22 protein-coding genes are annotated in these 22,809 nt (G+C 64.9%); 12 read left to right on the top strand and 10 right to left on the bottom strand.

What is annotated here, in order from left to right; all coding sequences use genetic code 11:
- Positions 1-31 precede the first annotated feature (31 nt).
- Genes DDE20_RS19110 through DDE20_RS02940 form a run of 7 tightly spaced genes read left to right on the top strand, consistent with a single transcriptional unit; the run spans position 32 to position 6,213 of the window.
- Positions 32-817 (top strand): amino acid ABC transporter permease, encoded by a 786-nt coding sequence (locus DDE20_RS19110; RefSeq protein WP_240607818.1) that lies wholly within the window; start codon positions 32-34, stop codon positions 815-817.
- Positions 818-1,555, top strand: coding sequence for an amino acid ABC transporter ATP-binding protein (locus tag DDE20_RS19105; RefSeq protein WP_205961606.1), 738 nt, complete (start codon positions 818-820; stop codon positions 1,553-1,555).
- A 56-nt stretch (positions 1,556-1,611) separates the two neighbouring features.
- Complete coding sequence (locus DDE20_RS02960) at positions 1,612-2,919, top strand: flavin-containing monooxygenase (RefSeq protein WP_116556931.1); 1,308 nt, start codon at positions 1,612-1,614, stop codon at positions 2,917-2,919.
- Positions 2,906-3,802, top strand: a complete 897-nt coding sequence (locus DDE20_RS02955) for a bile acid:sodium symporter family protein (protein ID WP_116557237.1) — start codon at positions 2,906-2,908, stop codon at positions 3,800-3,802. The genes DDE20_RS02960 and DDE20_RS02955 overlap by 14 nt, the downstream gene beginning before the upstream one ends.
- Complete coding sequence (locus DDE20_RS02950) at positions 3,799-4,719, top strand: SDR family oxidoreductase (protein WP_116556930.1); 921 nt, start codon at positions 3,799-3,801, stop codon at positions 4,717-4,719. Before DDE20_RS02955 ends, DDE20_RS02950 begins: the two co-directional genes overlap by 4 nt.
- Positions 4,716-5,507, top strand: a complete 792-nt coding sequence (locus DDE20_RS02945; RefSeq protein ID WP_116556929.1) for an SDR family NAD(P)-dependent oxidoreductase — start codon at positions 4,716-4,718, stop codon at positions 5,505-5,507. The genes DDE20_RS02950 and DDE20_RS02945 overlap by 4 nt, the downstream gene beginning before the upstream one ends.
- A gap of 31 nt (positions 5,508-5,538) precedes the next feature.
- The gene (locus DDE20_RS02940; RefSeq protein WP_116556928.1) at positions 5,539-6,213 is read left to right on the top strand and encodes a hypothetical protein; all 675 of its coding nucleotides are present in this window, start codon (positions 5,539-5,541) and stop codon (positions 6,211-6,213) included.
- Between the two features lie 46 nt (positions 6,214-6,259).
- Here the strand turns inward: DDE20_RS02940 and plsY are convergent, their stop codons facing one another.
- The 6 genes from plsY to gorA form a co-directional block, all read right to left on the bottom strand.
- Positions 6,260-6,871 carry a glycerol-3-phosphate 1-O-acyltransferase PlsY gene (gene plsY, locus DDE20_RS02935; protein ID WP_116556927.1) on the bottom strand — a complete coding sequence of 204 codons (612 nt, stop codon included), beginning with the start codon at positions 6,869-6,871 and terminating at the stop codon, positions 6,260-6,262.
- Positions 6,868-8,148 carry a dihydroorotase gene (gene pyrC, locus DDE20_RS02930; protein ID WP_116556926.1) on the bottom strand — a complete coding sequence of 427 codons (1,281 nt, stop codon included), beginning with the start codon at positions 8,146-8,148 and terminating at the stop codon, positions 6,868-6,870. Before pyrC ends, plsY begins: the two co-directional genes overlap by 4 nt.
- 101 nt (positions 8,149-8,249) lie before the next feature.
- Positions 8,250-8,705 carry a hypothetical protein gene (locus DDE20_RS02925; RefSeq protein WP_116556925.1) on the bottom strand — a complete coding sequence of 152 codons (456 nt, stop codon included), beginning with the start codon at positions 8,703-8,705 and terminating at the stop codon, positions 8,250-8,252.
- Positions 8,706-8,801: 96 nt separating this feature from the next.
- Entirely contained in the window at positions 8,802-9,836 is a 1,035-nt protein-coding gene (hflC, locus tag DDE20_RS02920; protein ID WP_116556924.1) for a protease modulator HflC, read from the bottom strand.
- Positions 9,836-10,999 carry an FtsH protease activity modulator HflK gene (hflK, locus tag DDE20_RS02915; RefSeq protein WP_116556923.1) on the bottom strand — a complete coding sequence of 388 codons (1,164 nt, stop codon included), beginning with the start codon at positions 10,997-10,999 and terminating at the stop codon, positions 9,836-9,838. Before hflK ends, hflC begins: the two co-directional genes overlap by 1 nt.
- Positions 11,000-11,117: 118 nt before the next feature.
- Positions 11,118-12,494, bottom strand: coding sequence for a glutathione-disulfide reductase (gorA, locus tag DDE20_RS02910; RefSeq protein ID WP_116556922.1), 1,377 nt, complete (start codon positions 12,492-12,494; stop codon positions 11,118-11,120).
- 194 nt (positions 12,495-12,688) lie between these two features.
- Here gorA and DDE20_RS02905 point away from each other — a divergent pair, with 194 nt between their 5' ends.
- Entirely contained in the window at positions 12,689-13,078 is a 390-nt protein-coding gene (locus DDE20_RS02905; protein ID WP_240607817.1) for a VOC family protein, read from the top strand.
- Positions 13,079-13,211: 133 nt separating this feature from the next.
- Here the strand turns inward: DDE20_RS02905 and rpiA are convergent, their stop codons facing one another.
- Positions 13,212-13,994, bottom strand: a complete 783-nt coding sequence (rpiA, locus tag DDE20_RS02900; RefSeq protein WP_116556920.1) for a ribose-5-phosphate isomerase RpiA — start codon at positions 13,992-13,994, stop codon at positions 13,212-13,214.
- 871 nt (positions 13,995-14,865) lie between these two features.
- Here rpiA and DDE20_RS02895 point away from each other — a divergent pair.
- Together DDE20_RS02895 and DDE20_RS02890 are read left to right on the top strand one after the other, a co-directional pair.
- Positions 14,866-16,239 (top strand): L-serine ammonia-lyase, encoded by a 1,374-nt coding sequence (locus DDE20_RS02895; RefSeq protein ID WP_116556919.1) that lies wholly within the window; start codon positions 14,866-14,868, stop codon positions 16,237-16,239.
- Between the two features lie 145 nt (positions 16,240-16,384).
- Positions 16,385-17,302 carry a DMT family transporter gene (locus DDE20_RS02890; protein WP_116557236.1) on the top strand — a complete coding sequence of 306 codons (918 nt, stop codon included), beginning with the start codon at positions 16,385-16,387 and terminating at the stop codon, positions 17,300-17,302.
- Here DDE20_RS02890 and DDE20_RS02885 read toward each other — a convergent pair.
- Positions 17,250-17,942, bottom strand: coding sequence for a thiamine diphosphokinase (locus DDE20_RS02885; protein ID WP_116556918.1), 693 nt, complete (start codon positions 17,940-17,942; stop codon positions 17,250-17,252). The two genes, DDE20_RS02890 and DDE20_RS02885, sit on opposite strands and share 53 nt — an antisense overlap.
- 138 nt (positions 17,943-18,080) lie before the next feature.
- On the opposite strand from DDE20_RS02885, the gene DDE20_RS19100 reads away from it, so the two are divergent.
- The gene (locus tag DDE20_RS19100) at positions 18,081-21,182 is read left to right on the top strand and encodes a hypothetical protein (protein ID WP_205961605.1); all 3,102 of its coding nucleotides are present in this window, start codon (positions 18,081-18,083) and stop codon (positions 21,180-21,182) included.
- Between the two features lie 70 nt (positions 21,183-21,252).
- Here the strand turns inward: DDE20_RS19100 and DDE20_RS02875 are convergent, their stop codons facing one another.
- Complete coding sequence (locus DDE20_RS02875) at positions 21,253-21,609, bottom strand: iron chaperone (RefSeq protein WP_116556917.1); 357 nt, start codon at positions 21,607-21,609, stop codon at positions 21,253-21,255.
- Between the two features lie 166 nt (positions 21,610-21,775).
- Between DDE20_RS02875 and DDE20_RS02870 the strand changes: the two genes are divergently transcribed.
- Complete coding sequence (locus DDE20_RS02870; protein WP_116556916.1) at positions 21,776-22,078, top strand: DnaJ family domain-containing protein; 303 nt, start codon at positions 21,776-21,778, stop codon at positions 22,076-22,078.
- Between the two features lie 498 nt (positions 22,079-22,576).
- Here DDE20_RS02870 and DDE20_RS02865 read toward each other — a convergent pair whose 3' ends face one another.
- Positions 22,577-22,804 carry a DUF2842 domain-containing protein gene (locus DDE20_RS02865; protein ID WP_116556915.1) on the bottom strand — a complete coding sequence of 76 codons (228 nt, stop codon included), beginning with the start codon at positions 22,802-22,804 and terminating at the stop codon, positions 22,577-22,579.
- Positions 22,805-22,809: the final 5 nt, after the last annotated feature.

The raw sequence follows: 22,809 nt of genomic DNA, 5'->3' as shown, positions 1-22,809 counted from the left end.
CCGGCGGCGGGGCTTTGACTGGCGCACCGCCATGGTGCCCGGCCTGATCAGCGCGGGCTCCATCGTGGTGATGTTCGGCGCATTGGCATGGCTGGTCGCCACCAACCCGAACTGGCCGCGCATCCAGGCGCAGTTTTTCAATCTTGATCACATGATCGCCGCCGCGCCCAAGGTCGCGACCGGGTTTTTGATCAATATGCAGGTCTGGCTGATCGCGGTCGTGGCCATCGGTGTCTGGGCGCTGCTGCTCGCGGTGATTCGCTCTCTGCGCGGCCCGTGGTTCGCGCCCTTCCGGCTGATGGTGGTGCTCTATATCGACCTGTTTCGCGGCCTGCCGGTGCTCTTGCTGGTGATCCTCTTCGGCTTTGGCATCCCCGCCCTGCGCATCCCCGGATTGCCCAATTCCGGCCTGTTCTGGGGCGGTTTCGCCATGGTGCTCAGCTACTCGGCCTATGTCTGCGAGATTTACCGCTCGGGCATCGATGCCGTCCACGAGGGGCAGCGCGCCGCCGCCCATGCGCTCGGGCTCAATGAATGGCAGGTGATGATCCATGCGATCCTGCCGCAAGCGATCCGCAACGTCTTGCCATCCTTGATGAATATCATCGTCGCCCTGCAAAAGGACGTGGCACTCCTGTCGGTGATCGGGGTGCGCGACGCCGTGCGCGAGGCGCAGATCTACACCGCCGGCACCTTCAATTATTCCTCGCTGGTGGTCGCCGCCCTGCTGTTTTTGCTGGCTACGATCCCGATGGCGCGACTGGCCGACTGGATCACCCGCCGCGACCGCGAGCGGCGCTTGCAGGTGACTGAATAGATGATCGAGATTGACGGATTAACCAAATATTTCGGCGATAATCTGGTGCTCGACCGCGTCGATCTACAGGTCGCGCGGCATGAGGTCGTCTGCCTGATCGGCGCCTCGGGCAGCGGCAAATCCACCCTGCTGCGCTGCGTCAACCGGCTGGTCGAGCCTGACTGGGGCGAGATCCGCCTCGACGGTGTGCCGGTCAGCGACGCCAGCTTTGGCAAGACCGGCCTCCAGCGCCGCATCGGCATCGTGTTTCAGGCCTACAACCTGTTTCCGCATATGAATGTGCTCGACAATATCACCCTCGCGCCGCGCAAGGTGCATGGCCAAAGCCGCGTTGAGGCCAACGAGCAGGCGATGGAAATCCTCGCGCTATTCGGCATGGAGCGCTTCGCCAAAGCCTACCCTGAGCAACTTTCGGGCGGCCAGCAACAGCGCGTGGCGGTGGTCCGCGCGCTCGCCGGTGAGCCTGATGTGCTGCTGCTAGACGAGATCACCGCCGCCCTCGATCCCGAGCTGGTCGGCGATGTGATGGCGGTGATCCGTGGCCTCAAGGACCGCGGCATGACCATGGTGATCGTCACCCATGAGATGGGGTTCGCCCGCGATCTCGCCGACCGCGTGTGTTTTCTCGACGCCGGTCGCATCGCCGAACACGCGCCGCCCAAAGACCTGTTCGGCGCACCCGAACACCCGCGCACCCGCCAGTTCCTGCAACGCCTGCTCGACGGGGGGCGGCTATGAGGCAGCGGGCAGGATAGGGCGCGACAGATAAGCCATGAAATACGAGGGAGGAACGTATGAGTGACAGGCCTTTTGCCCTGATCGGTGCCGGACCGATGGGTTTGGCGATGGCAAAAACCCTGACCGAACAAGGCATTGCCTTCGAGGGGTTCGAGCTGCATTCCGATGTTGGCGGGCTCTGGGATATCTCGGCGCCGCGCTCGACGATGTATGACAGCGCGCATCTGATTTCCTCGCGCACGACCACCGAATTCGCCGATTTCCCGATGCCCGAGGGCACGCCGGACTACCCCGCGCATCACGTGTTGCGCGATTATTTCCGCGATTTCGCCGAGCATTTCGACCTGCGCCGCCACTATCGCTTCAATGCCGAAGTGACCCACTGTGCGCCCATCGGCGATCATTGGCAGGTCGAGTGGTGCGACGGGGAGGGCACGCATTCGGGGCATTACGCCGGAGTGATCATCGCCAATGGCACCCTCTCCGAGCCCAATATGCCCAGCTTCAAAGGCCAGTTCGACGTCGAGCTGATCCACTCCGCCGCCTACCGCAGCACCGACCAGTTGCGCGGCAAGCGGGTCTTGGTGATCGGCGGCGGCAACTCTGGCTGCGACATCGCGGTGGACGCGGTGCATCACGCGCAAAGCACCAGTCTGTCGATGCGCCGCGGCGTGCATTTCGTGCCCAAATACGTGTTCGGCAAGCCCGCCGATACCGTCGGCGGCGCGATCAAACTGCCGATGTGGCTCAAGCGGCGGGTCGACGGGTTGATCCTGCGCTGGTTTGTCGGCGACGCCCAGCGGCTGGGTTTTCCCGAGCCCGATCACCAGCTTTACGAATCGCATCCGGTGGTCAATTCCATGGTGATCTTCCACGCCGGTCACGGCGACATCGACCTGCGCCCCGACATCGCGCGGTTTGACGGCAAAACCGTGCATTTCACCGATGGCACATCGGCGGACTACGATCTGGTCATCGCCGCCACCGGTTATCTGCTCGATTACCCGTTCATCGACCGCGAGTTGCTCAACTGGCAGGGCCCCGCGCCGCATCTGTTTCTCAATTGCCTGCACCCCGAGCGCGACGATCTCTTTGTTATGGGCATGGTCGAGGCCGCCGGTCTGGGCTGGCAGGGCCGTCATGAGCAGGCCGAACTGGTCGCGCGCTATATCCGCGGGCTGCGTGAGGGTTCCCCCGCCGCCGCCGCGATCCAGTCCGAAAAATCCAAGGGTTTCAGCCGCTTGACCGGTGGCATGGACTATGTCGATCTGCCGCGGATGGCCTATTACGTTGACCGCGCGACCTACCGTCGGGCGGTGACGACCCGTATCAAAGCGCTGGGAGGTGGCGATGACCGGAATTGATGAGGCGATGCTGAACTTCTCGCCGGCATCCTTGATGCTGCTTAACGCAATCCTCGCGGTGGTGATGTTTTCCATCGCGCTCGACCTGCGCATGGCGCAATTCCGCGCCCTGATCAAAGCCCCGCGCCCGCTACTGGCCGGATTTTTCGCGCAATTCCTCGCCTTGCCCGCGGTGACCTTCGGCCTCGTGCTGCTGTTTCAACCCCGCGCCTCCATCGCGCTGGGATTGATCCTTGTCGCCGCCTGTCCGGGCGGGAATATCTCGAACTACCTGAGCCACCGCGCGGGCGGCAACACCGCGCTTTCGGTCAGCATGACCGCGATTGCCACGGTCGCGGCGATCATCCTGACGCCGCTGAATATCGCGCTCTGGGGCGGGCTTTATGCGCCGACCCGCGCGATCCTTGTCGCGACCCAGATCGACCCCGTGCAAGTGGCGATCACCGTGATCTTCATGCTGGTGCTGCCGCTCGCCTTGGGCATGATGGTGAACGCCCGCCTGCCGGATCTGGCCACGCGCATCCGGCGTCCGGCGCAACTGCTGTCGATGGTGATTTTCATCGGCTTTATCATCGCGGCACTGGCGTCGAACTGGCAATACTTCCTTGATCTTGCAGGCAAAGTGGCGGGATTGGTCGCAGTGCATAACGCCGTGGCATTGGGGCTCGGCTTTACCATCGCGACGCTGGCGGGGCTCAGCCCGCGCGACCGGCGTTCGATCACCATCGAGACCGGCATCCAGAATTCCGGCCTCGGCTTGATCCTGATCTTCGCCTTCTTCGGTGGCCTTGGTGGCATGGCGGTGGTCGCCGCCTTTTGGGGCATGTGGCACGCGATTACCGGTCTGGTGCTGGCGCTCCTCTGGGCGAGGCGGCTACTATGACCCGCATCCTGATCACCGGCGCGGGCGGCAATGTCGGGCGCGCCTTGCTGGCGGGGCTGGGCGCGCATGAGGTGCTCGCCACCGATCTACAGCCCATCGCGGAGGCCAATTTCCAGCGGCTTGATGTGACCGGAGATGATGCCGACCGCGTGATCGGTGCGTTCCGGCCCGAGGTGGTGATCCATCTGGCCTCGATTGTGACGCCGCCCAAAGGCTCCACCCGCGCGTTTGAATGGCGCGTCGATGTGCAGGGCAGCCGCAAAGTCTTGCGGGCCTGTGTAGCGCATGGCGTGCGGCGCCTGATCGTGACCTCCTCGGGCGCGGCCTATGGCTATCATGCGGATAATCCGGTCCCTCTCGTTGAAAGCGATCCGCTGCGCGGTAACGTTGAATTCCCCTATGCCGATCACAAGCGGCAGGTCGAAGAGATGCTGGCAGAGGCCAGACAGGCGCACCCCGCATTAGAGCAGGTAATCTTGCGGGTCGGCACCGTGTTGGGCGCGGGCATCGAGAATCAGATTACCGCACTCTTTCATAAGAAAAGGTTACTGCGCGTGGCCGGCGCCGACAGTCCATTCGTGTTCATCTGGAGTAAAGATTTGGAGCGTATCTTGATTCGCGCCGCCACTGACGGGCCGGCAGGGATCTATAACGTCGCCGGAGACGGGGCGATGACTATGACGCAATTGGCGCAGGCGATGGGCAAGCCGGTGCTGACACTTCCGGCGTGGCTGCTGCGCGGGGCGCTTGGCGTTGCTCGGCCAATCGGGCTGAGCCGTTACGGCCCCGAGCAGGTCGGCTTTCTGCAATACCGTCCGGTGCTGGACAATACGGCGCTGAAGGAACGCTTCGGCTACGTGCCGGAATTAACCTCGGCGCAGGTCTTCGACCTCTGGCGCAAATGGGCACAGCCATGAGGGGCGCGCGCGACAACGGCGGGAAAACCGCAGTGATCACCGGCGGGGCAGGCGGCCTCGGACTGGCGCTGGCCCTGCAATTGCAGGCACGGGGATGGGTCACGGCGCTCTTGGATCTGCCGGATAAAACCGCCGCTTTAAGTGCCAGCGCGCAGCAAAGCCTGCACCCCTGCGACGTCACCGATCCCGCGCAGGTCGCGGCGGTCTGCGCCGAGATCCGCGCCGCGCGACCGAGCATTGATCTGGCGATCTATTCCGCCGGCATCACCATGATCGCCCCCTTCGCACAGTCCGATCCCGCCGCCCACCGTCGCCTGTTCGAGGTCAATTACTGGGGCGCGGTCCATGTCGCGCAGGCCCTGCTCCACGACCTCCGCGCCGCCTCGGGCACCCATCTGGCGATCACCTCGGTGGCCGGTTTCGCACCGCTGAAACACCGCACCGCCTATGCGGCGTCGAAACACGCGCTGACCGGATTTTTCGGCTCTTTGCGCGGCGAAGAGGCGCCGTTCGGCGTGCGTTGCGCGCTCGCCGCGCCCTCCTTTGTCGCCACCAATCCCGGGGCCGCCTTCGACGCGCAGCATCTCGGACCACCGGGCGCCGCGCGCGACGGCGTCGATGAGATCAGTGCCGAGGCCGCCGCGCTTGTGATCCTCTCGGGGCTCGACAAGCGCCGCGATTTCATCCCCGTCGGGCGTGTGGCGGGCTTGGCGTGGTGGCTCAACCGGCTGGCGCCGCGGCTCTATGAACGCCAGATGTTGAAGTCGATCGGCGGTGATTTGACTTGACGGATGGGCCGCGGCGCTCTTCGATAGCGCCATGCGCATCCTGATCACCCTGTTGATTTTCCTGTCTTTGTCCGCCTGCGGTCGCCCGTTAACCATACATGAGACCGAATTGGCCTCGCGCCTCTTCGGTGACGGGCTCGACAGCACGCAGGTGCGGTTCAGCGCCAGCCGCGTCATCGGGCTGCGCGAACATCAATTCCGCGCCCGCCCGCAAACCACATGCCGCGAGCGTATCGTGCCGCCGCCGACCACCGAGATTCTGACCGGACGCACCGCGGGCGTCACCCTGTGGAACCACATCCGCGTGCGCGATGATCTGATGCAAGAGGATTTTGTTCGCCTGCCCGATGGCACCATGCCCTTGGGGCTGGCGATGTTTTTCGCCCATGAGGTCACCCATGTCTGGCAATGGCAGAACCGCGCGACCACCGGCTATTCGCCCCTGCGCGTCGGGCTCGAGCATCAGCGCGGCGTCGATCCCTATCTGTTCGACGCCGATCACGCGCCGAATTTCAGCGACTACGGCTATGAGCAACAGGCCAGTCTGGTCGAGGAATACGTCTGCTGCGCGGCGCTGGACCCGCAGGGGCGGCGGACCGAGCGGTTGCACGCGCTGCTGTCACAGGTGATGGAACCGCGCGATCTGCCGGATTGGCCGGTGCGCATCCCGTGGCGCGACGCGCAGACCCGCGGGATTTGTAGTTAACGCGGGCTGTTAACCAACATGCACATAGTTAACCGGTTAACGCCGGCTATTTACCAACCCGCGGCTCATTGCCAGCCAGCAAGCGCTTGATATTGCTCGCATGGCGCAGCCAGACCAGCGCCGTGAGCGCCAAAGCCAGAATGATCAGCGATTGCGGGCCGATGATCCAGCACCAGAGCGCCGCCGAAGCCGAAGCGACCAGCGCCGAGGCCGAGGAAATCCGCGTCAGCGCCACTGTCACCAGCCATGTGGCGCAACACAACAACCCGATCGGCCAAGCCAGCGCCAGCAATGTGCCCAAGAAAGTCGCCACGCCCTTGCCGCCTTTGAAACCCAGCCATATCGGATACAGGTGCCCCAAAAACGCAGCAAAACCAGCGAGTTGCGCGGCGTCCTCGCCAGCGATCGTGCGCGCGATCAACACCGCAATCGCGCCCTTGCCCGCATCCAGCAGCAGCGTCGCCGCGGCGGCGGCTTTGTTGCCGGTGCGCAGCACATTGGTCGCGCCGATATTGCCCGAGCCAATCGCGCGCAGGTCGCCCAACCCCAGCAAGCGGGTGATCACCAAGCCGAAAGGCACCGAGCCCAAAAGGTAAGACGCCAGCGCGATCATGGTTAAGACCAGCGGCGCAGTGTCGATCACGGGAAGGAAGGTCATGCGGCCTCGCGTTCATAGACCGGTTGTCCGGCAACATAGGTGGCCAGAACCTTACCCTCCATTCTCGTGCCGTCAAAGGGCGTGTTTTTCGACTTCGAGCGCAGCGCAAACCGGTCGAGGACAAAGGGCGCATCGGGATCAAACAGCACCAGATCGGCAGGCGCGCCCGCGCTCAGCCGCCCGCAAGGCAGGCCCAGCCGCCGCGCCGGATTGAGCGCCATCGCGCGCCACAATTGCGGCAGCGTCAGATAGCCCGAATGATACAGCCGCATCGACGCCGGCAGCAGGGTTTCCAGCCCGACCGCCCCCGCCGCCGCCTCTTCAAACGGCAGGCGTTTGCTTTCCTCGTCTTGCGGCGTGTGCATCGAGCAGATCACGTCGATCAGCCCGTCGGCGACCGCCTGGATCACCGCGATCCGGTCATCCTCGGCGCGCAGGGGCGGGGTCAGTTTGAAAAACGTGCGGTAATCGCCGACGTCGAATTCATTCAGCGTCAGATGGTGAATCGAGACGCCCGCGGTCACATCCAGCCCGTTTTTCTTGGCCCGTTCCAGCGCCGGCAGGCTGCGCGCGCAGGTGATCTGGTCGGCGTGATAGCGCACGCCGGTCATCTCGACCAAGGCCATATCGCGGTCAAATCCCATCCGCTCGGCCATCGGCGACACGCCCGGCAACCCGCGCAGACTGGCGAATTTGCCGGTGGTCACGGCGGCGCCCTTGCTCAATCCGGGGTCTTGCGGGTGGCCGACAACCAGCGCGCCAAGGCTGCGCGCATAGGTCAGGCAACGGCCCAACACTTTGGTGCCCTGCGCGACATTCTCGCCATCGGTAAAGGCCAGCGCACCGGCGTCGAGCAAAAAGCCGATCTCGGCCATTTCCTGCCCCTCGCGGTTGCGGGTCAGCGCGGCCATATGGTGGATGTTCACCGGGCTTTCCGAGGCCGAGCGGCGGCGCAGAAAGTCCAGCGTTTCCGGCATATCCACCGCGGGCGAGGTGTCGGGGCGGGTGATGAATGTGGTGACGCCGCCCGCCGCCGCCGCCTGACCGGCGGTGCGCAGGCTTTCCTTATGACGCGCGCCCGGTTCGCCCACATGCACGCCCCAATCCACCAGCCCCGGCGCCAGACATTTGCCACGGCAATCAATCACTTCGGCCCCCGCGGGAGGGGTCTTTGGGTCGATCTCGGTGATCTGCCCGTCATCTGCGACCAGACTGCCGAGGCGGTCGGTGCCGGCCTCGGGGTCGATCAACCGGGCATTGGTGAAATACAGGGTCATATGCCGCCTCTTTGGTCCCGCTAGCTGTCAGCGGGCTTATAGCGGCTCGTGTGGCCGGGCGCTACCGGCGACGAGGAGCCGTGCGGCAGTCAAAAGGGCGTTCAGCCGCTCGCACGCCGCGCACGCTTGTCGCGGGCGGTCAGGATTTGCGTGATCACGCCCCGAGCATCGCCCAGATGTTTTAACAAATGCTTATCGCCGCTGAGGGTGATCACCTGCACATCGCCAAGCAGGATGCGCGCCGTCTCGATTTCCAAGAGTTGCAGGGCGCGTTGGCCACCGGGCAGGATCAGCCGCCGGTTGGTCAGGGTCCAGCGCAGGGCAAAGGCCTCACTGGCCAGATAGGCGGCGCGCAGAGCGACCGCGAGGATCGCACCCAGCGAGCCGATCGCGGGGTAGGGCGAATCGATCGCCCAGAGCACCGCACCGGCCAGCGCCATCAGCACCAGCGCCATGATCCCGTGATCGCGCCAGTAGCGGGTTTTATCGACGCGAAACACCGCGATTTCAGTCTCACCACTGTCGAGTTGGGCGGATTGGGGGGCGGTGTTGGTCATCGGAGAATTGTCTTTGAAAAGGGGGGCGGGGGCGCGAATTGCTTGGGCATCCCTGAAAAGAACTGCGCCCCCGGCAAACGCGGGGGCGCAGGAGGATCAGTTGCTCTCGGCAGGGGCCGCAAGGCCGGTGCCAGCCGGTGCGGTCGAGGCCGGCGCCCCTGCAGGGGCAGGCTCAGCCGCAGGCGCGGGGTCTGCCTCTGCTTCAGGCGCAGGCGCCTCAGCCGGAACTTCGGCAGCCGCAGAGGTTGCACCTTGGGCACCGGCGCCGAAAGGATCACTCTCACGCAGGAAGCGGAAGTAATCGCTGTCCGGGCTCAGCACCATCGCCGAATTCGCACCCAATGCCCGCTCGTAGGAGGTCATCGAGCGCGAGAAGGCAAAGAACTCGGGATCGCGACCGAAGGCTTCGGCATACACACGGTTCCGCTGGGCGTCCGCTTCACCGCGGATGATCTCGCTGTCGCGGGTCGCCGAGGACACCAGTTCAACCACCGTCCGGTCGGCCAGCGCGCGGATCCGCTGCGCGGCCTCGTTACCACGGGCGATCTCGTCGGCGGCTTCGCGTTCCCGCTCGGCGCGCATCCTTGCATAGGTCGCGGCGAGGTTCTGCTCGGGCAGATCGGTGCGCGTCAGCCGCACGTCGATCACGTCAACGCCCAGCGACAGCGCCTCGCGGCGGGCCACATCGCGGGTCTGGTTCATCAGCCCGGTGCGGTTTTCCGACAGCACCGCACCCGAAGGCACCGACCCCAGAACCTGCCGGATGGCGGCGTTCAGGATGCTCTCGATACGCACCTGCGCAGCGCGGATCCCCTCAACACCGACGGCTTGGCGGAAGCGTTGCACATCCTCGATGCGCCAGCGCGCGAAGGCGTCGACGACCAGACGGCGGTCATCGGCGGGGGTGACCTCAAGCGGTTGCGTCTGCAGGCCCAGGATACGCGCGTCATAGCGCACCACTTCCTGGATGAACGGGATGCGGAAATACAGCCCCGGCTCCTCGCGGACCTGTTTGACCTGACCAAATTGCAGCACCAAGACGTTCTCGCGCTCGTCAACGACGAACATCGAGGACAGCACCACGGCCACGGCAATCACGACAACGGGGATCAAAAGCGTTAAGCGTTTCATCAGTTGCTCCCTGCGGTTGAGCGCGTGCCGGACTGGCTGCGCAGGCCGTCAAGCGGCAGATAGGGCACCACGCCCGAGCCACCGGCGCCGGTGACATTGTCGAGGATCGTCAGATCCATACCGCCGAGCACCCGCTCCATGGTTTCCAGATACATCCGCTCGCGCGTGACTTCCGGCGCGTTGCGGTATTCTTCCCAGACCGCGATGAAGCGGCTGGCCTCACCCTCGGCAAGGTTGATCACCTCGGCGCGGTAAGCTTCGGCCTGTTCCTGCACCTGCGCGGCTTCACCACGGGCACCGGCCAACACGCGGTTGGCATAGGCATCGGCCTGACGCTCGAGACGGTCGCGCTCCTGTCGTGCGGCCTGCACTTCGCGGAAGCTGTCGATCACGTCACGCGGCGGGTCGGCGCGGTCAAAGTTCACCCGGATGATGTTGATCCCGGCCTCATAGCTGTTCAGGGTCTCCTGAACCGCAGCCCGCAATTCGGCAGCAATCGTCGCCCGGTCACGGTTGAGAATCGGCGAGAGTTCCGAACGCGCGATAATGTCACGCATGGCGGATTCCGACACCGCGCGCACCGTGTTCGACGGGTCCGCAAGGTTGAACAGATAGTTGTTCGGATCGGTGATGTTCCAGACGATCTGGAACTGGATGTCGACCACGGCTTCATCACGGGTCAGCATCAGGCCCGAGTCCAATCCGGCGCGGCCAGTGCCGACTTCGGTCACCCGCTCGGTCGTCACCTGCACGATTTCCGCCGAGACCACCGGCCAAGGGGCAAAGTTCAGACCCGGATTGCCGACACGGTATTCCTGACCGAACAACAGCTCAACCGAGCGTTCTTCGGGTTTGACCGTGTAGAAGGAGGCATAGGCCCAGAGCGCCGCGATGGCCAACAGGCCAAAGATGATGCCGCGACCGCTGATCCCCGGACCCGAGCCATCGCCCGAGCCGCCATTGCCGCCCTGACCGCCACGTCCGCCCATCAGCACCTTAAGCTGCTGCTGGCCCTTACGCACGAGATCGTCAATTTCGGGGATCTGCGGGCGTTCCGGCCCACCGCCACCGCCACCACCGCCGCCGTTCGGACGGTTGTTGCCACCAGAGCCGCCACGGTTTCCACCGCCGCCGCCCCAGGGGCCTCCTGAATTACCAGACATGGCCACTCCTTGTTCGGGTCTGTCTTACATTAGAGTCCTGTGTTTGAATTGGTCACAAAACCCGCGAGTTCAAGCCGGAAGGCCCAGATCAGGCCCCGCCGGAGTCGTTTTCTTCCGATTATCCGGTCTTTGCAACGCTGCGCGTGGGTTTGCGCAGCAAAACCAGTTCTTCGGACATAGTCGGATGCACCGCCGTGGTGGCGTCGAAATCGTCTTTGGTGGCGCCCATTTTCAGCGCCACACCGGCTAGCTGGATCAATTCGCCCGCCCCCGGTGCTACGATATGGCAGCCTTTGACGCGGCGGGTCTCGGCGCAGACCACCAGTTTCATCAGCGCTTTGCTCTCGGCCTTGATGAACGAGGACTGCATCGGGTTGAAGCTGGCCATATAGATCTCGACCGGCCCCTCGGCGCTGGCTTGCTCTTCGGTCAGGCCAACGGTGCCCGCTTCGGGGCGGGTGAAGACCGCGCTGGCGACCATCGTATGGTCGGGTTTCACCGGCGTGCCGCCAAAGACGGTATCGGCAAAGGCATGACCCTCGCGGATCGCCACCGGCGTCAGCTGGATACGGTCGGTGACATCGCCAACGGCAAAGATCGAGGGGATATTGGTCTGCGAATAGGCATCGACCACCACTTCACCGCCTTTGCCCAGCGTAACACCGGCCTCGGCCAGTCCCAGCCCGTCGGTATTGGCGCGGCGACCGGTGGCAAACAACACGCTGTCATATTCGCGCACGCGGCCTTGGGTGCAGGTGGCGCGGAACCGGCCATCCTCAAGCCGCTCGAGCTTGGTCAGGTCGGTGTTGACCTCAAGGTTCAGCCCTTGGCTCACCAGCGCCGCCGCGACATGCTCTTGCAGATCATCGTCAAAGCCGCGCAGGATTTGCGCGCCGCGATACATCAAAGTGACCTGCGCGCCCAAACCCTGCATGATCCCGGCCATCTCGCAGGCGATGAAGCCGCCGCCGATGACCAGCATCGAGCCGGGCATCTGGTCCATCAGGAAAATCTCGTTCGAGGTCATCGCGCCGGTGTCCGCATAGGCGTCTGGGACAAAGGGCGTGCCGCCGGTGGCAATCAGGATATGGCGGGCAGTGACCTCGCGCCCGTCGGCCAGTCGCACGGTATGCGGATCGGCGACAGTGGCGCGCTGGTGGTAGATGGTGACGCCTGCGGCCTCGGCGTTGCGGGTATAGATGCTTTCCAGCCGGTTCAACTCGGCATCCATCATCGCGCGGAATTTCGACCAGTCAAAGCGGCCCTTCTCGACCTGCCAGCCGTAAGCGGCGGCATCGTCAATCGCGGCGCCATGTCCGGCGGCAAAGACCATCAGTTTTTTCGGCACGCAGCCGCGAATGACGCAGGTGCCGCCCATGCGGAATTCTTCGGCCATCGCCACTTTGGCGCCATGCTCGCCGCTGGCGATCCGCGCCGCGCGCACCCCGCCCGAGCCGCCGCCGATAACAAACAGATCATAGTCGAAAGTGGTCATGGGCCGGTCTCCTTGGGGCGGTCGTCTAGGTCACTCTCCCCGCCAGTCGCCTGGCCGGGTGGTGACGGGATATCGTCTTGGCGCGCGTTATTCCACACTTACCGGTCCGGTTCCAGAGCGCGGAACGCCGCGCCAGCGACGCTTTCGTGATCGTTGCTATAGGCTGCCGCGTGGTAACATGGGATAAGGGCGACATGATGAAGGAGAGAGCGATGGATCTTGGTGCATTTTCACTCAGTCTGGCGGTCAAGGATCTCGCCGCGTCACAGGCGTTTTATGAGGCGCTGGGATTTGACGCGATGGGCGGCGATCCGGCGCAGGGCTGGCTGATCATGAAAGGCCCGACGGCGGTGATCGGATTGTTCCAAGGCATGTTCGAGCGCAATATGCTGACCTTCAATCCGGGTTGGGACGGGAATGCGCAGACTTTGGCCGAATTCACCGATGTGCGCGCGATCCAGTCGGCGCTGCAAGGCGCGGGGCTGGAACTGACCCAGACCACCGATCCCGAGGGCAGCGGGCCGGCGCATATCTCGCTGCTTGATCCTGACGGAAATCCGGTGCTGATTGATCAACACGTCTGAGACCTTCGGGCGCAGTAATGGTGCGTGCAAAGCACACACCCTACGGGGTATCTTGGTTAAGTCCCACTTAATGCGGCAAGCTAACCTATTGAAAAATAGCGATTCACGATCTGTCCCACGTGCGGGACACCGCTCAGACGTCGCTAAAGATATTCTCGGTATCTTCAAACAAAATCCGCTCATGCTCGACCGTCCCGCTGGTAATATCGCGCAGCTCGACCATGCCGTCGGGAAAGCCGATCACCACCGCGTCGCAGATATCAATAAACAGCCCGTTTTCCACCACCCCCGGCACCTGATTGAGCGCCAAGGATAGCTGCCGCGGGTTCCCGATCCGGCCCAGCGACAGATCAAGAATATGGTTGCCCTCATCGGTAATATAAGGGCGGCTCCCATTCATCCTGAGCGACGCCTGCGTGCCCATCACATCCATCGCCGCCAGAAGTTCCTCAATCAACATCCGGCTCGCTTGCCAGCCAAACGGAACCACCTCGACGGGCAGAGGGAAGGCGCCGAGGGCTTTCACTTCCTTCGAAGCATCCGTAATCACCACCATCCGGTCGCTGGCGGTGGCGACGATTTTTTCCATCAGATGCGCCCCGCCCCCACCTTTGATCAGCGCCAGATTGCCGTCGAATTCATCGGTGCCATCGATGGTCATATCCAGCCAGCCGGCGTCCTCGAAAGGGACCACCCGCAGGCCCAATTCGCGGGCGAGATCGGCGGTGCGGGCGGAGGTCGGCACGCAGGTCAGGCGCAGCCCTTCATCGCGCACCTTCTGGGCCAGCGCGCGGACCATCCAGGCGGCGGTGGAACCGGTGCCGAGGCCGAGCTTCATCCCGTCCTCGACAAGATCCACGGCGCGGCGGGCGGCGGCATATTTGGCGCGGTCGACGGGGGTCAGATTGATCGCCATGAGGGGCTCCGGGATTGGGGTCTGGGATTGGTATAGCAGGATCGGGGGCATCTCAAAGGGCGATGGTGGATTTTTTCGGGCTTGGGGTGTGGTCCCGCGCGTGGGACAGGGGGTGAATCGTTGAAAATCAATGGGTTGGTCTGTCGGGTTAGGGTTTGATTAACTGTGGTTACGTATTCGGCAGGCGGCAAAGCGAGGAGGGATGCGCCCGACACTGGGTGGGCGCAACTGCCCTTGCCACGGCGCGGTGTGCTTTAAAGCAGAAGTGGCGGATGCGCGGTGAATGACATCGCCAAGGCGCCCTCCCGGGGGGAGGGTCGGGCGCGGCCCGTGGTGGCCAGGGGCGTGGCGGGTGATTGGAGGTGGCGAGACGCAGAGGGGGCGCCCGACACTGTTTGGGCGCCTGTGCGGGGTTGCGCAGCGCGTGGCGGCCAGAGGCGTGGTGGTGGGGTGGGGTGGGGTGTGCGGATGCGGGGGCGCGCGGGGTTTGGGTGGGGAAGGGGGCTTTGCCCCCTCGCGCTGCGCGCTCACCCCGAGGATATTTTTGGACAGATGACGGGGCGGGGCGTGCGGATGGGGGAGAGGTGCGCGGGCTGTAAGCTGGATGAAAGTGGGTAGCGCTGGGGGTATTGACTGCGAAGCGGGCGGCTTGATCTGCGCGCGGGTGGGGGAGGCGTGTGGGTGGCAGGGTGTGGCATGGTGAGTGGGCGCGCGGGTTGTGCGGTTCGGTGGCGCGGATCAGCGGCGCGGGGTCTGAAACAGGTGGTGTTGGGTCGCCTCTGGGCTGATCTGCGGCGCGGGGCGGGATAGGTAGGGCGGGCGCGCCGTGACGCGGGGCGATCATTGGCGTTGGGCAATAGGTGAGGCTGCGATGTTCCTGTCTGTTTTCGATATGTTCAAGATCGGCATTGGTCCGTCGTCGAGCCACACGATGGGGCCGATGGTGGCGGCGGCGCGGTTTCTGGCGCATCTGCGCAGCCTGCCGTTCCAGCCGCATGGGGTCGGCGCGCGTCTGCATGGGTCGCTGGCCTTCACCGGTGTCGGCCATGCCACGGACCGCGCGGTGATCCTCGGGCTGGCGGGGTTTTTGCCCGAAAGCTATGACGCGGCGCGGGCCGAGGCGGCGCTGGCGGATATCCATACGCGCAAGATCGTCTCGCCACCGGATCTGCCGGAACTGGCGTTTGATCCGAAGGTGGATCTGGTGTTTGACTACGGGCCGGCCTTGGACGGGCATGCCAACGGCATGGTGTTGCTGGCGCGCGATGCGCAGGGCGATATCATCGCGCAGGAGACCTATTTCTCCATCGGCGGCGGGTTTGTCGTCACCGAGGCCGAGCATCAGGCGGGCGAGGCGGGGGTGCAGGGGCCGAATATCCCCTATCCGTTCCAGTCGGCCAACGAGATGATGGAGATGGCGCGCAAATCGGGACTGACGATTGCCGGGATGAAGCGCGCCAATGAGTTGGTGGTACGCGACGGGGTGGCGCTGCGCGAGGGCACCCAGCGGATCTGGGCGGTGATGAATGCCTGTATCGAGCGCGGCTTGACCAGCGACGGGGTGCTGCCCGGTGGGCTGAAGGTGCGGCGGCGGGCGAAGGCGATCCATGAGGCGTTACTGGCCGAACGCGGGCTCAATATCACCGCGCCGCATGTGATCAACGACTGGATGTCGACCTATGCGATGGCGGTCAATGAAGAGAATGCCGCGGGCGGGCAGGTGGTGACCGCGCCGACCAATGGCGCGGCGGGGGTGATCCCTGCCGTCATCCGCTATTACCTCGATCATGTGCCGGGCGCGCGTAGCGACAGGGTCGAGGAGTTCCTGCTGACCGCGGCGGCGATTGGCGGTTTGATCAAACACAACGCGAGTATATCGGGGGCCGAATGCGGCTGTCAGGCCGAGGTCGGCAGTGCCGCGGCGATGGCGGCGGCGGGGCTCTGCGCGGTTCTTGGCGGCACGGTCGAGCAGGTCGAGAATGCCGCCGAGATCGCGCTCGAGCATCATCTGGGGATGACCTGCGATCCGGTCAAAGGGCTGGTGCAAGTGCCCTGTATCGAGCGCAACGGCTTGGGCGCGATCAAAGCGGTGAGCGCGGCGTCTTTGGCGCTGCGGGGCGACGGGCAGCACTTCATGCCGCTCGATAATTGTATCGAGGCGATGCGGCAAACCGGTGCCGATATGAGCGAGAAATACAAGGAGACCGCGCTCGGCGGCTTGGCGGTGAATATCCCGAATTGTTGAGCGATGCGGGGTAGTTGCGGGGAGGGTATTTGGCGGCGGCTTTGGGGGGCAGCTTGTGAAAGCTCTGCCTCGCGGCTAATAGTTTCACAGGTAAAGAAACGAGGTTCCCATGGCCCATCCCGCCAGACGCCCCAGCCAGCCGGTGCTGGTCGCGCGTGAAGACCGCGTGCCCTTGGGCATTGCGATGATGGTGGCGTTTTGCGCCTTGGCGCCGCTGATTGATGTGGCGGCGAAATTTGCCGCGCAATCGGTCAGTGTCGGGCAGGTGACTTTGGCGCGGATGGTGGTGCAGGCGCTTCTGATGGTGCCGGTATTGCTGGTGCTGCGGCGCAATGTGCGTTTGACCCTGCGCCAACTCGGCTGGCTGGCGCTGCGGGCGGCGCTGCTGCTGGGCTCGACCTTTACCTTTGTCAGCGCGCTACAGGTGATGCCGGTGGCCGATGCGCTGGCGATTGCCTTTGTCGAACCCTTCATCATTCTGGCGCTGGGCGCGGTGCTGTTCGGCGATCTGGTCGGGCCACGGCGGATTGCGGCGGCGGTGGTCGGCTTTGTCGGCGCCTTGCTGGTGATCCAGCCGAATTTCGCCGAATTTGGCGCGGTGGCGCTGTTCCCCTTGGGCACGGCGCTGTTTTTCGCGCTCTATATGCTGGTCACGCGGCGGATTGCGCGCGAGGTTGACCCCGAGCCGATGCAATTTCACACCGCCTGGATCGGGGTGCTGTTATTCGCACCGGTTCTGGCGTTGGGCGCGCTGGGTGAGGTCGAAGTGCTGGCACTGAGCAACCCCGAGGGGGTGGTCTGGCTGCAGCTGTTCTGCGTCGGCTTGGCGGCCTCGGTCGCGCATATGGCGATCACCTATGCGCTGCGCTATGCGCCCTCGGCGACGCTGGCACCGCTGCATTATCTGGAGATCGTGACCGCGGTTCTATTTGGCTATCTGTTCTTTGGCGACTGGCCGAACCTGCTGAGCTGGGCGGGGATTATGGTGATCACCGGCTCGGGGCTCTATATCATTGCCCGCGAGCGGCATCTGGCCAGAGCGGCGCGGCAGGCAGTGAGTTAAGCAGGTTTGCCAGCTCGGTCTCGGGGATCAGGAGCAGCATCGCGGGGGCGTCGCAGCGCAGGGTGACTTGCCCGCCCGAGGCGGCGTTCGAGGTGCCGATCTGGCCGAGCGGGGTGAAGGGCAGGCCGTGGGTTGGCCATTCCAGCCCCTGTGAGGTGCAGGCCACGGGGCCGAGCGGGAACAGCGAGACGCGGGTGCCTTGGTGCAGGGTCAGGGTCAGTTCGGGGGGCAGCAGCAGGCAGAGATCCTCGCCGGTGTCGATGATGATCCGGCGGTTTTTGTTGCGCGCCAAAGCGTTCATCGCCGCCAGCGTGTGATCAAGTCGCCCGCCGGAAAACCCCACCGCAAGGATCACCGGCGCGTCGATCGCCGCGAGCGCCTTGTCGAAATCGGTGTTGTCTTGCTGCGGCACTTCCAACAGCCGCGCCTCGCCGAGGGTGGCGCGGCCTGCGTCCGTGAGGCTGTCGAAATCGCCGATCACCAGATCCGGCGTATAGCCCAGAGCCAGCGCCAGATCACCGCCGCCGTCTGCCGCCACCAGATTCGGCGCATGGTCCAGCGCCCGCGCCAGCGTTGCCGCGTCGAGGCTGCCTCCGCCGACCAGCGTGATCCCATCTGTTTTTGCGTAATGCGCTGACATATGGTTTATCTGTCAATTGAGGCAGTGAGTTGCAAGGTTGGCCACAATCCTATCAAACAAATACCTTGCAGTTTTCATACAAGCGCACCCTGAACCTGACAGTGTCGAGCACGAGTAGCATGAGGGGACGTAAACGTTATGGTCGGTCCGAGCAAAATACTGACGGTGTCTTACGGCACTTTTTCCTGCACGTTGGAAGGGTTTGACGAACCGTTCAGCACGATGAAGGCGATCGCGGAGTATTTCCGTGATCTTGCTGCCGAGGACCGTTATTTCGGGGCCGAACCACCGACGCCGGATGCCGAGATGCTGCACCGGATTGCCGAGCGCGAGATCAAGCGCCGGGTGGAAGCGAAGATTCAGGACAACGGGGTGATTCTGCGGCCACAAATCGGGGCCGAAGGAGACGCCGGAGTTGATGCGGCTGCCGGTATGGCGGGTGCTGCGCAGGCGGCGCCCCAAGGTGAGGCGCCCCAAAATCAGGCCCCCCAAAATCAGACAGAGGATCACGCGCAGGAGGTGTCCCCCCAGACTGCGCAAGAGCCTGTGCTGCCGGAACCTGCCGTTGACCCTGCTGCTCAAGCAGCTGACACGCCCGAATCTGTTGCTCAAGATCCGGCTCCCCAAGATACGCCTGCAGATCATGCCGGTGCTTCTGCTGATTCCGCTGACCCTGCCGCGCCGCTGGCGCCGCTGGATGTCGGCGCGCGGGTGCAGGCGGCGATGGCGGCCTCGCCGCTGACCGATAGCGCCGGTGACACGCCGGTGAGCAGCATCGACGGGCCCGAACTTTCGGGGATCACCGCGAAATTGCAGCGTATCCGCGCCGCCGTGGCACAGGTGCGCGCCTTTGACGAGGCCGAGGACGAGGAGATTGCGGCCAGCGATGACCGGCTGTCGGCGGAGGTCTTGAGCCCTGCCGGTAACAGCATCAGCGACACCGATGAGCAGGCCGTAGAGGCGGAGACCGAAGCGGCGGAGGCCGAAGAGACGCGGGCCGAAGAGGCAGAGGCTGAAGCGGCGGAGGCTGCAGCGACTGAAGCGGAGGCCGAGCGTCTGGCGGTGGCTGAGGCGGAACGCGCCGAAGCGGCGCGACAGGCCGCCGAAGATGCGGAGATCGCCGAAGCCGAGCGTCTGGCGGCTGAAGAGGCTGAGCGCGCGGAAGCCGAGCGTCTGGCGGCGGAAGAAGCCGAGCGGGCTGAGGCAGAGCGTCTGGCGGCGGAAGAGGCCGAACGGGCGGAGGCTGAGCGACTGGCGGCTGAGGAGGCTGAGCGGGCTGAGGCGGAGAGGCTGGCGGCTGAGGAAGCTGCGCGGGCCGAGGCGGTGCGACTGGCGGCTGAGGAAGCTGAGCGGGCTGAGGCTGAGCGACTGGCGGCTGAGGAAGCTGCGCGGGCGGAAGCGGAGCGTTTGGCGGCTGAGGAAGCCGAACGGGCGGAGGCTGAGCGTCTGGCGGCTGAAGAGGCCGAGCGGGCTGAGGCGGAGCGTCTGGCTGCTGAGGAAGCTGAGCGCGCGGAAACTGAGCGTCTGGCGGCGGAAGAGGCCGAGCGTGCTGAAGCCGAGCGTTTGGCGGCAGAAGAGGCCGAGCGGGCTGAGGCTGAGCGTCTGGCGGCTGAGGAAGCTGCGCGGGTTGAGGCTGAGCGTCTGGCGGCGGAGGAAGCCGAAAGGGCTGAGGCGGAGCGTTTGGCAGCGGAGCGGGCGGAGGTTGAGGCGCGGATCCGGGCCGAGGCCGAGGCGGCTGCGCCTGAGCCCGCGCCGTTTGCCACGCAGGACCGGCCCAACCGGCGGGTGGTCGTGGTGCGGCCACCGGCGCCACAGCAGGCGACGGCAACCGAGACAGAGACCGATACCGATAGCGACAGCGCGGCTTTGGCGGCGGTCTCGGCAGGGATCGCGGGGGCTGCGGCTCTGGCGGCGACGCGGGCCATGCAGCCGCGGCCGGAAGCGGCAGCGGATCAATCGGGGGCGGATCAGTCTGCAGCGGATCAGACCGCTGCAGATTCGGTGCGCGCGGCGATGGCGGCCTATTCCGAGGATGAATTGGCCGATGAACTGGCCGATGAGGATAGCGAAGCCTCCGATGCGGTGACGGTTCCGCATACGCCAGAGGCCGAGGTGCAGGCTGCCGTGGCGCAGACCGTGACGGCGCATCCGACGCGCGGGGATGTGGCCCGCGATGATGCGGAACAGGATGATGCGGAACAGGATGATACCGCAGAGGATCATGCCGAGTATCGCGCAGAGTATGACGATGAGGCGCCCGCTTATGAGGCTGCGCCAAGCGAGGCCGAGGGCCCTGCCGCGGATGACATGGACCAAGAGCCGGCGCCCATCGACGAGGCCGCTTTGCAGGCCCGTGTCGCGCAGGCGCTGGGCGATACCGGATTGCCCGGTGATGAAGAGGCGGAATTGCTGGCCGAACTCACCGCCGTCGAGCGTGACGCGGAAGTGATGCGCCACGCCGAGCGCCGCCGCCGCGCGATGCTGCGCGACGAGGCGGCGGATGCCTCGGTTGACCGGCTGAATTCGCAGGCTGATTCGGAGCTCTCGACCGCCGAGGCGCAGCGCCGCCAGTCAACGATCTCGCATCTCAAGGCCGCCGTGGTTGCGACCCGCGCCGAAGAGGAGGCCAGCGGTCCGCGCAGCCTGCAAGAGGAAGAGGAACGCGAGATTGCCCGCTACCGCGCCGATCTCGAGCAAAGCGTGCGCCCGCGTGGCAGCGAGGCCGCCGCTGACAATGGCCAGCCGGTGCGTCCGACGCGCCCCAGCGCCCATCGCACCGCGCGCCCGCGCAATGCCCAACCGCCCTTGGTGCTGGTCTCCGAGCAGCGCATCGACCGGCCCGAGGTCGTCGAGATCGTGCGCCCGCGCCGGATCAACACCGGTGCGCTGGCGATGGAGGAACTTTACGACGAGGACGCGCCGGCCCCCGCCGCCGCCGCCGGTCGCGGGTTCGAGGATTTCGCCACGCCGCTGAACCTGACCACGCTGGCCGAGCTGACCGAAGCCGCCGCCGCCTATGTCACCCATATAGACGGTGTCGCCGAATTCACCCGCCCGCAGGTGATGCGGCTGGTCGCCTCGACGGCGCTGCCGATCACCCGCAGCCGCGAGAATATGCTGCGCACCTTCGGGCTGTTGATGCGCGAAGGCACGATCCTGCGCGCGCGCCGCGGCCAGTTCCAACTGGCGAGTGATTCGGAGTTCGGCGAACAGGCGCGGGCGTTCAAACAATCGGCCTGATGTGAATATGGGTTGGGGCCCGCAGAACGGCGCCTCTCGGGGCGCCGTTTTTGCATGGGGGCTGAGGGGGTTAGAGACCCAGCGCCTTGCGGCTCGACAGCGCGAGTTTAGCGACAAGGGCATCCGGGATCGGCTTGGCGGGTGAGAAGGTCACGCCGGTCTTGGTTGCCTTGAGCCCGCTGGCGGCAATCTCATCGGCATGGGCGGCAATCGCGGCATTGGACAGGTAGAGACCGCATTGCTTGCTGAACGCCGCATAGCCCGCGATGACGGTTTTGCCAAAGCCGAAACCGGGCATGTTATAGGCGATGATCTCTTCGGCGTCGGGCAGGGTTCTGGCAAGCTGCGCGCGCAGGTCGGCCAGAAGCGGGCGCAGCGGCTCGGGCGCGGCGGCGATATAGGCGTCGTGGTCCTTGGGCGCTGTCATGCTGCAGTGTCCCGTATTGGGCGGGCCTGTGCAAGCCTCGGGGCTTCGGCCTCGGCGCGGTTTCGCGCGGTGGAGGGTATGCCGCGTTGCAATTCAACGGCGGGTTTCCTAGCTAGAGGGGGACGGTGTTGGCCGTGCGATTTGTGGCAAGCAAGGGGATGTGGAGATGTTCGAATCGATCCTTGATAGGGCGTTCAAGCACGCGCAGAGCAATGGCGATCTGGATGATCTGCCGGGGGCCGGCAAGCCGATCGAGAGCAGCCGTCTGAACACCGATCCCTTCGCCCATACCTTCGCCGAGAGCGGCGCGATGACGCCCTTTGGCGCGATGCGGGCGAAGATCGCCGAGGCGCAGGCGCGGCTGGCGGCGGCGACCGACCCCGACGAGCGGCGGGCGATCCAGACCGAGATTTCCGCCCTGCAAACCCGGATGGCGATCGAGATGGAAACCTGGAAACGGTATAGTTAAGGCGCTGGGCTGGCGGCGGGTGTGCGGTGCGTTGAACCGGTAGCGTCGGTATAGGGGAACACCTCTGATCAGCCGTCTGGCACGGGGTCACCCCGGGCCGCGCCCGACCCTCCCCCCGGGAGGGCGCCTTGGCGATGTTTTTCGCTGCGCAACCGCCATGAATGCTTTCGGGTGCCATGCTTCGTTCATGGCTTTGGAACGCCCACCCAGGGTCGGGCGCGGCCCTTTGTGCTTTGCATTAAGCTCACTTCTATAACAGTCATCTCCAGGTTGGGTGGCCACAACCGATCACCTGTCTGGCACGGGGCACCCCGGGTCGGGCGCGGCCCTTCGTGTGATGTTTGTGGTCACCACGCTAGAAGTAGGGGGCGCTGCCCCCTCGGCCTGTGGCCTCACCCCCGGGATATTTATGGACAGATGAGGGGGCGGGGCGTGGGGGGGCGTTGGAGGTGTAATCTGCGATGAAAAACGGCGCCTGAGGTGGCGCCGTTTGGGGGGTTACTCCTCAACCTCTGCTTCGGGGTCGGGTTTGCCGACGCCGCGGATCAGGGGTTTGAGGGGGAAGATCCACACGATGCCCAGCACCACATAGAGCAGCAGTTCCACCAGCACATGCATGCGCGGCAGCCAGCCGACCAGCGTCACCGCAGCGACGATATAGAGCGGCATGCCGACGCAGAGCGCGAGCAGGGTCCAGCGTTTGCGGGCTTTATGCGACAGGGCCATGCGCG

Origin of the sequence: Pararhodobacter oceanensis (assembly GCF_003076755.1) — a bacterium.
GTDB lineage: Bacteria > Pseudomonadota > Alphaproteobacteria > Rhodobacterales > Rhodobacteraceae > Pararhodobacter > Pararhodobacter oceanensis.
This window is presented reverse-complemented; position numbering and strand designations above follow the sequence as displayed.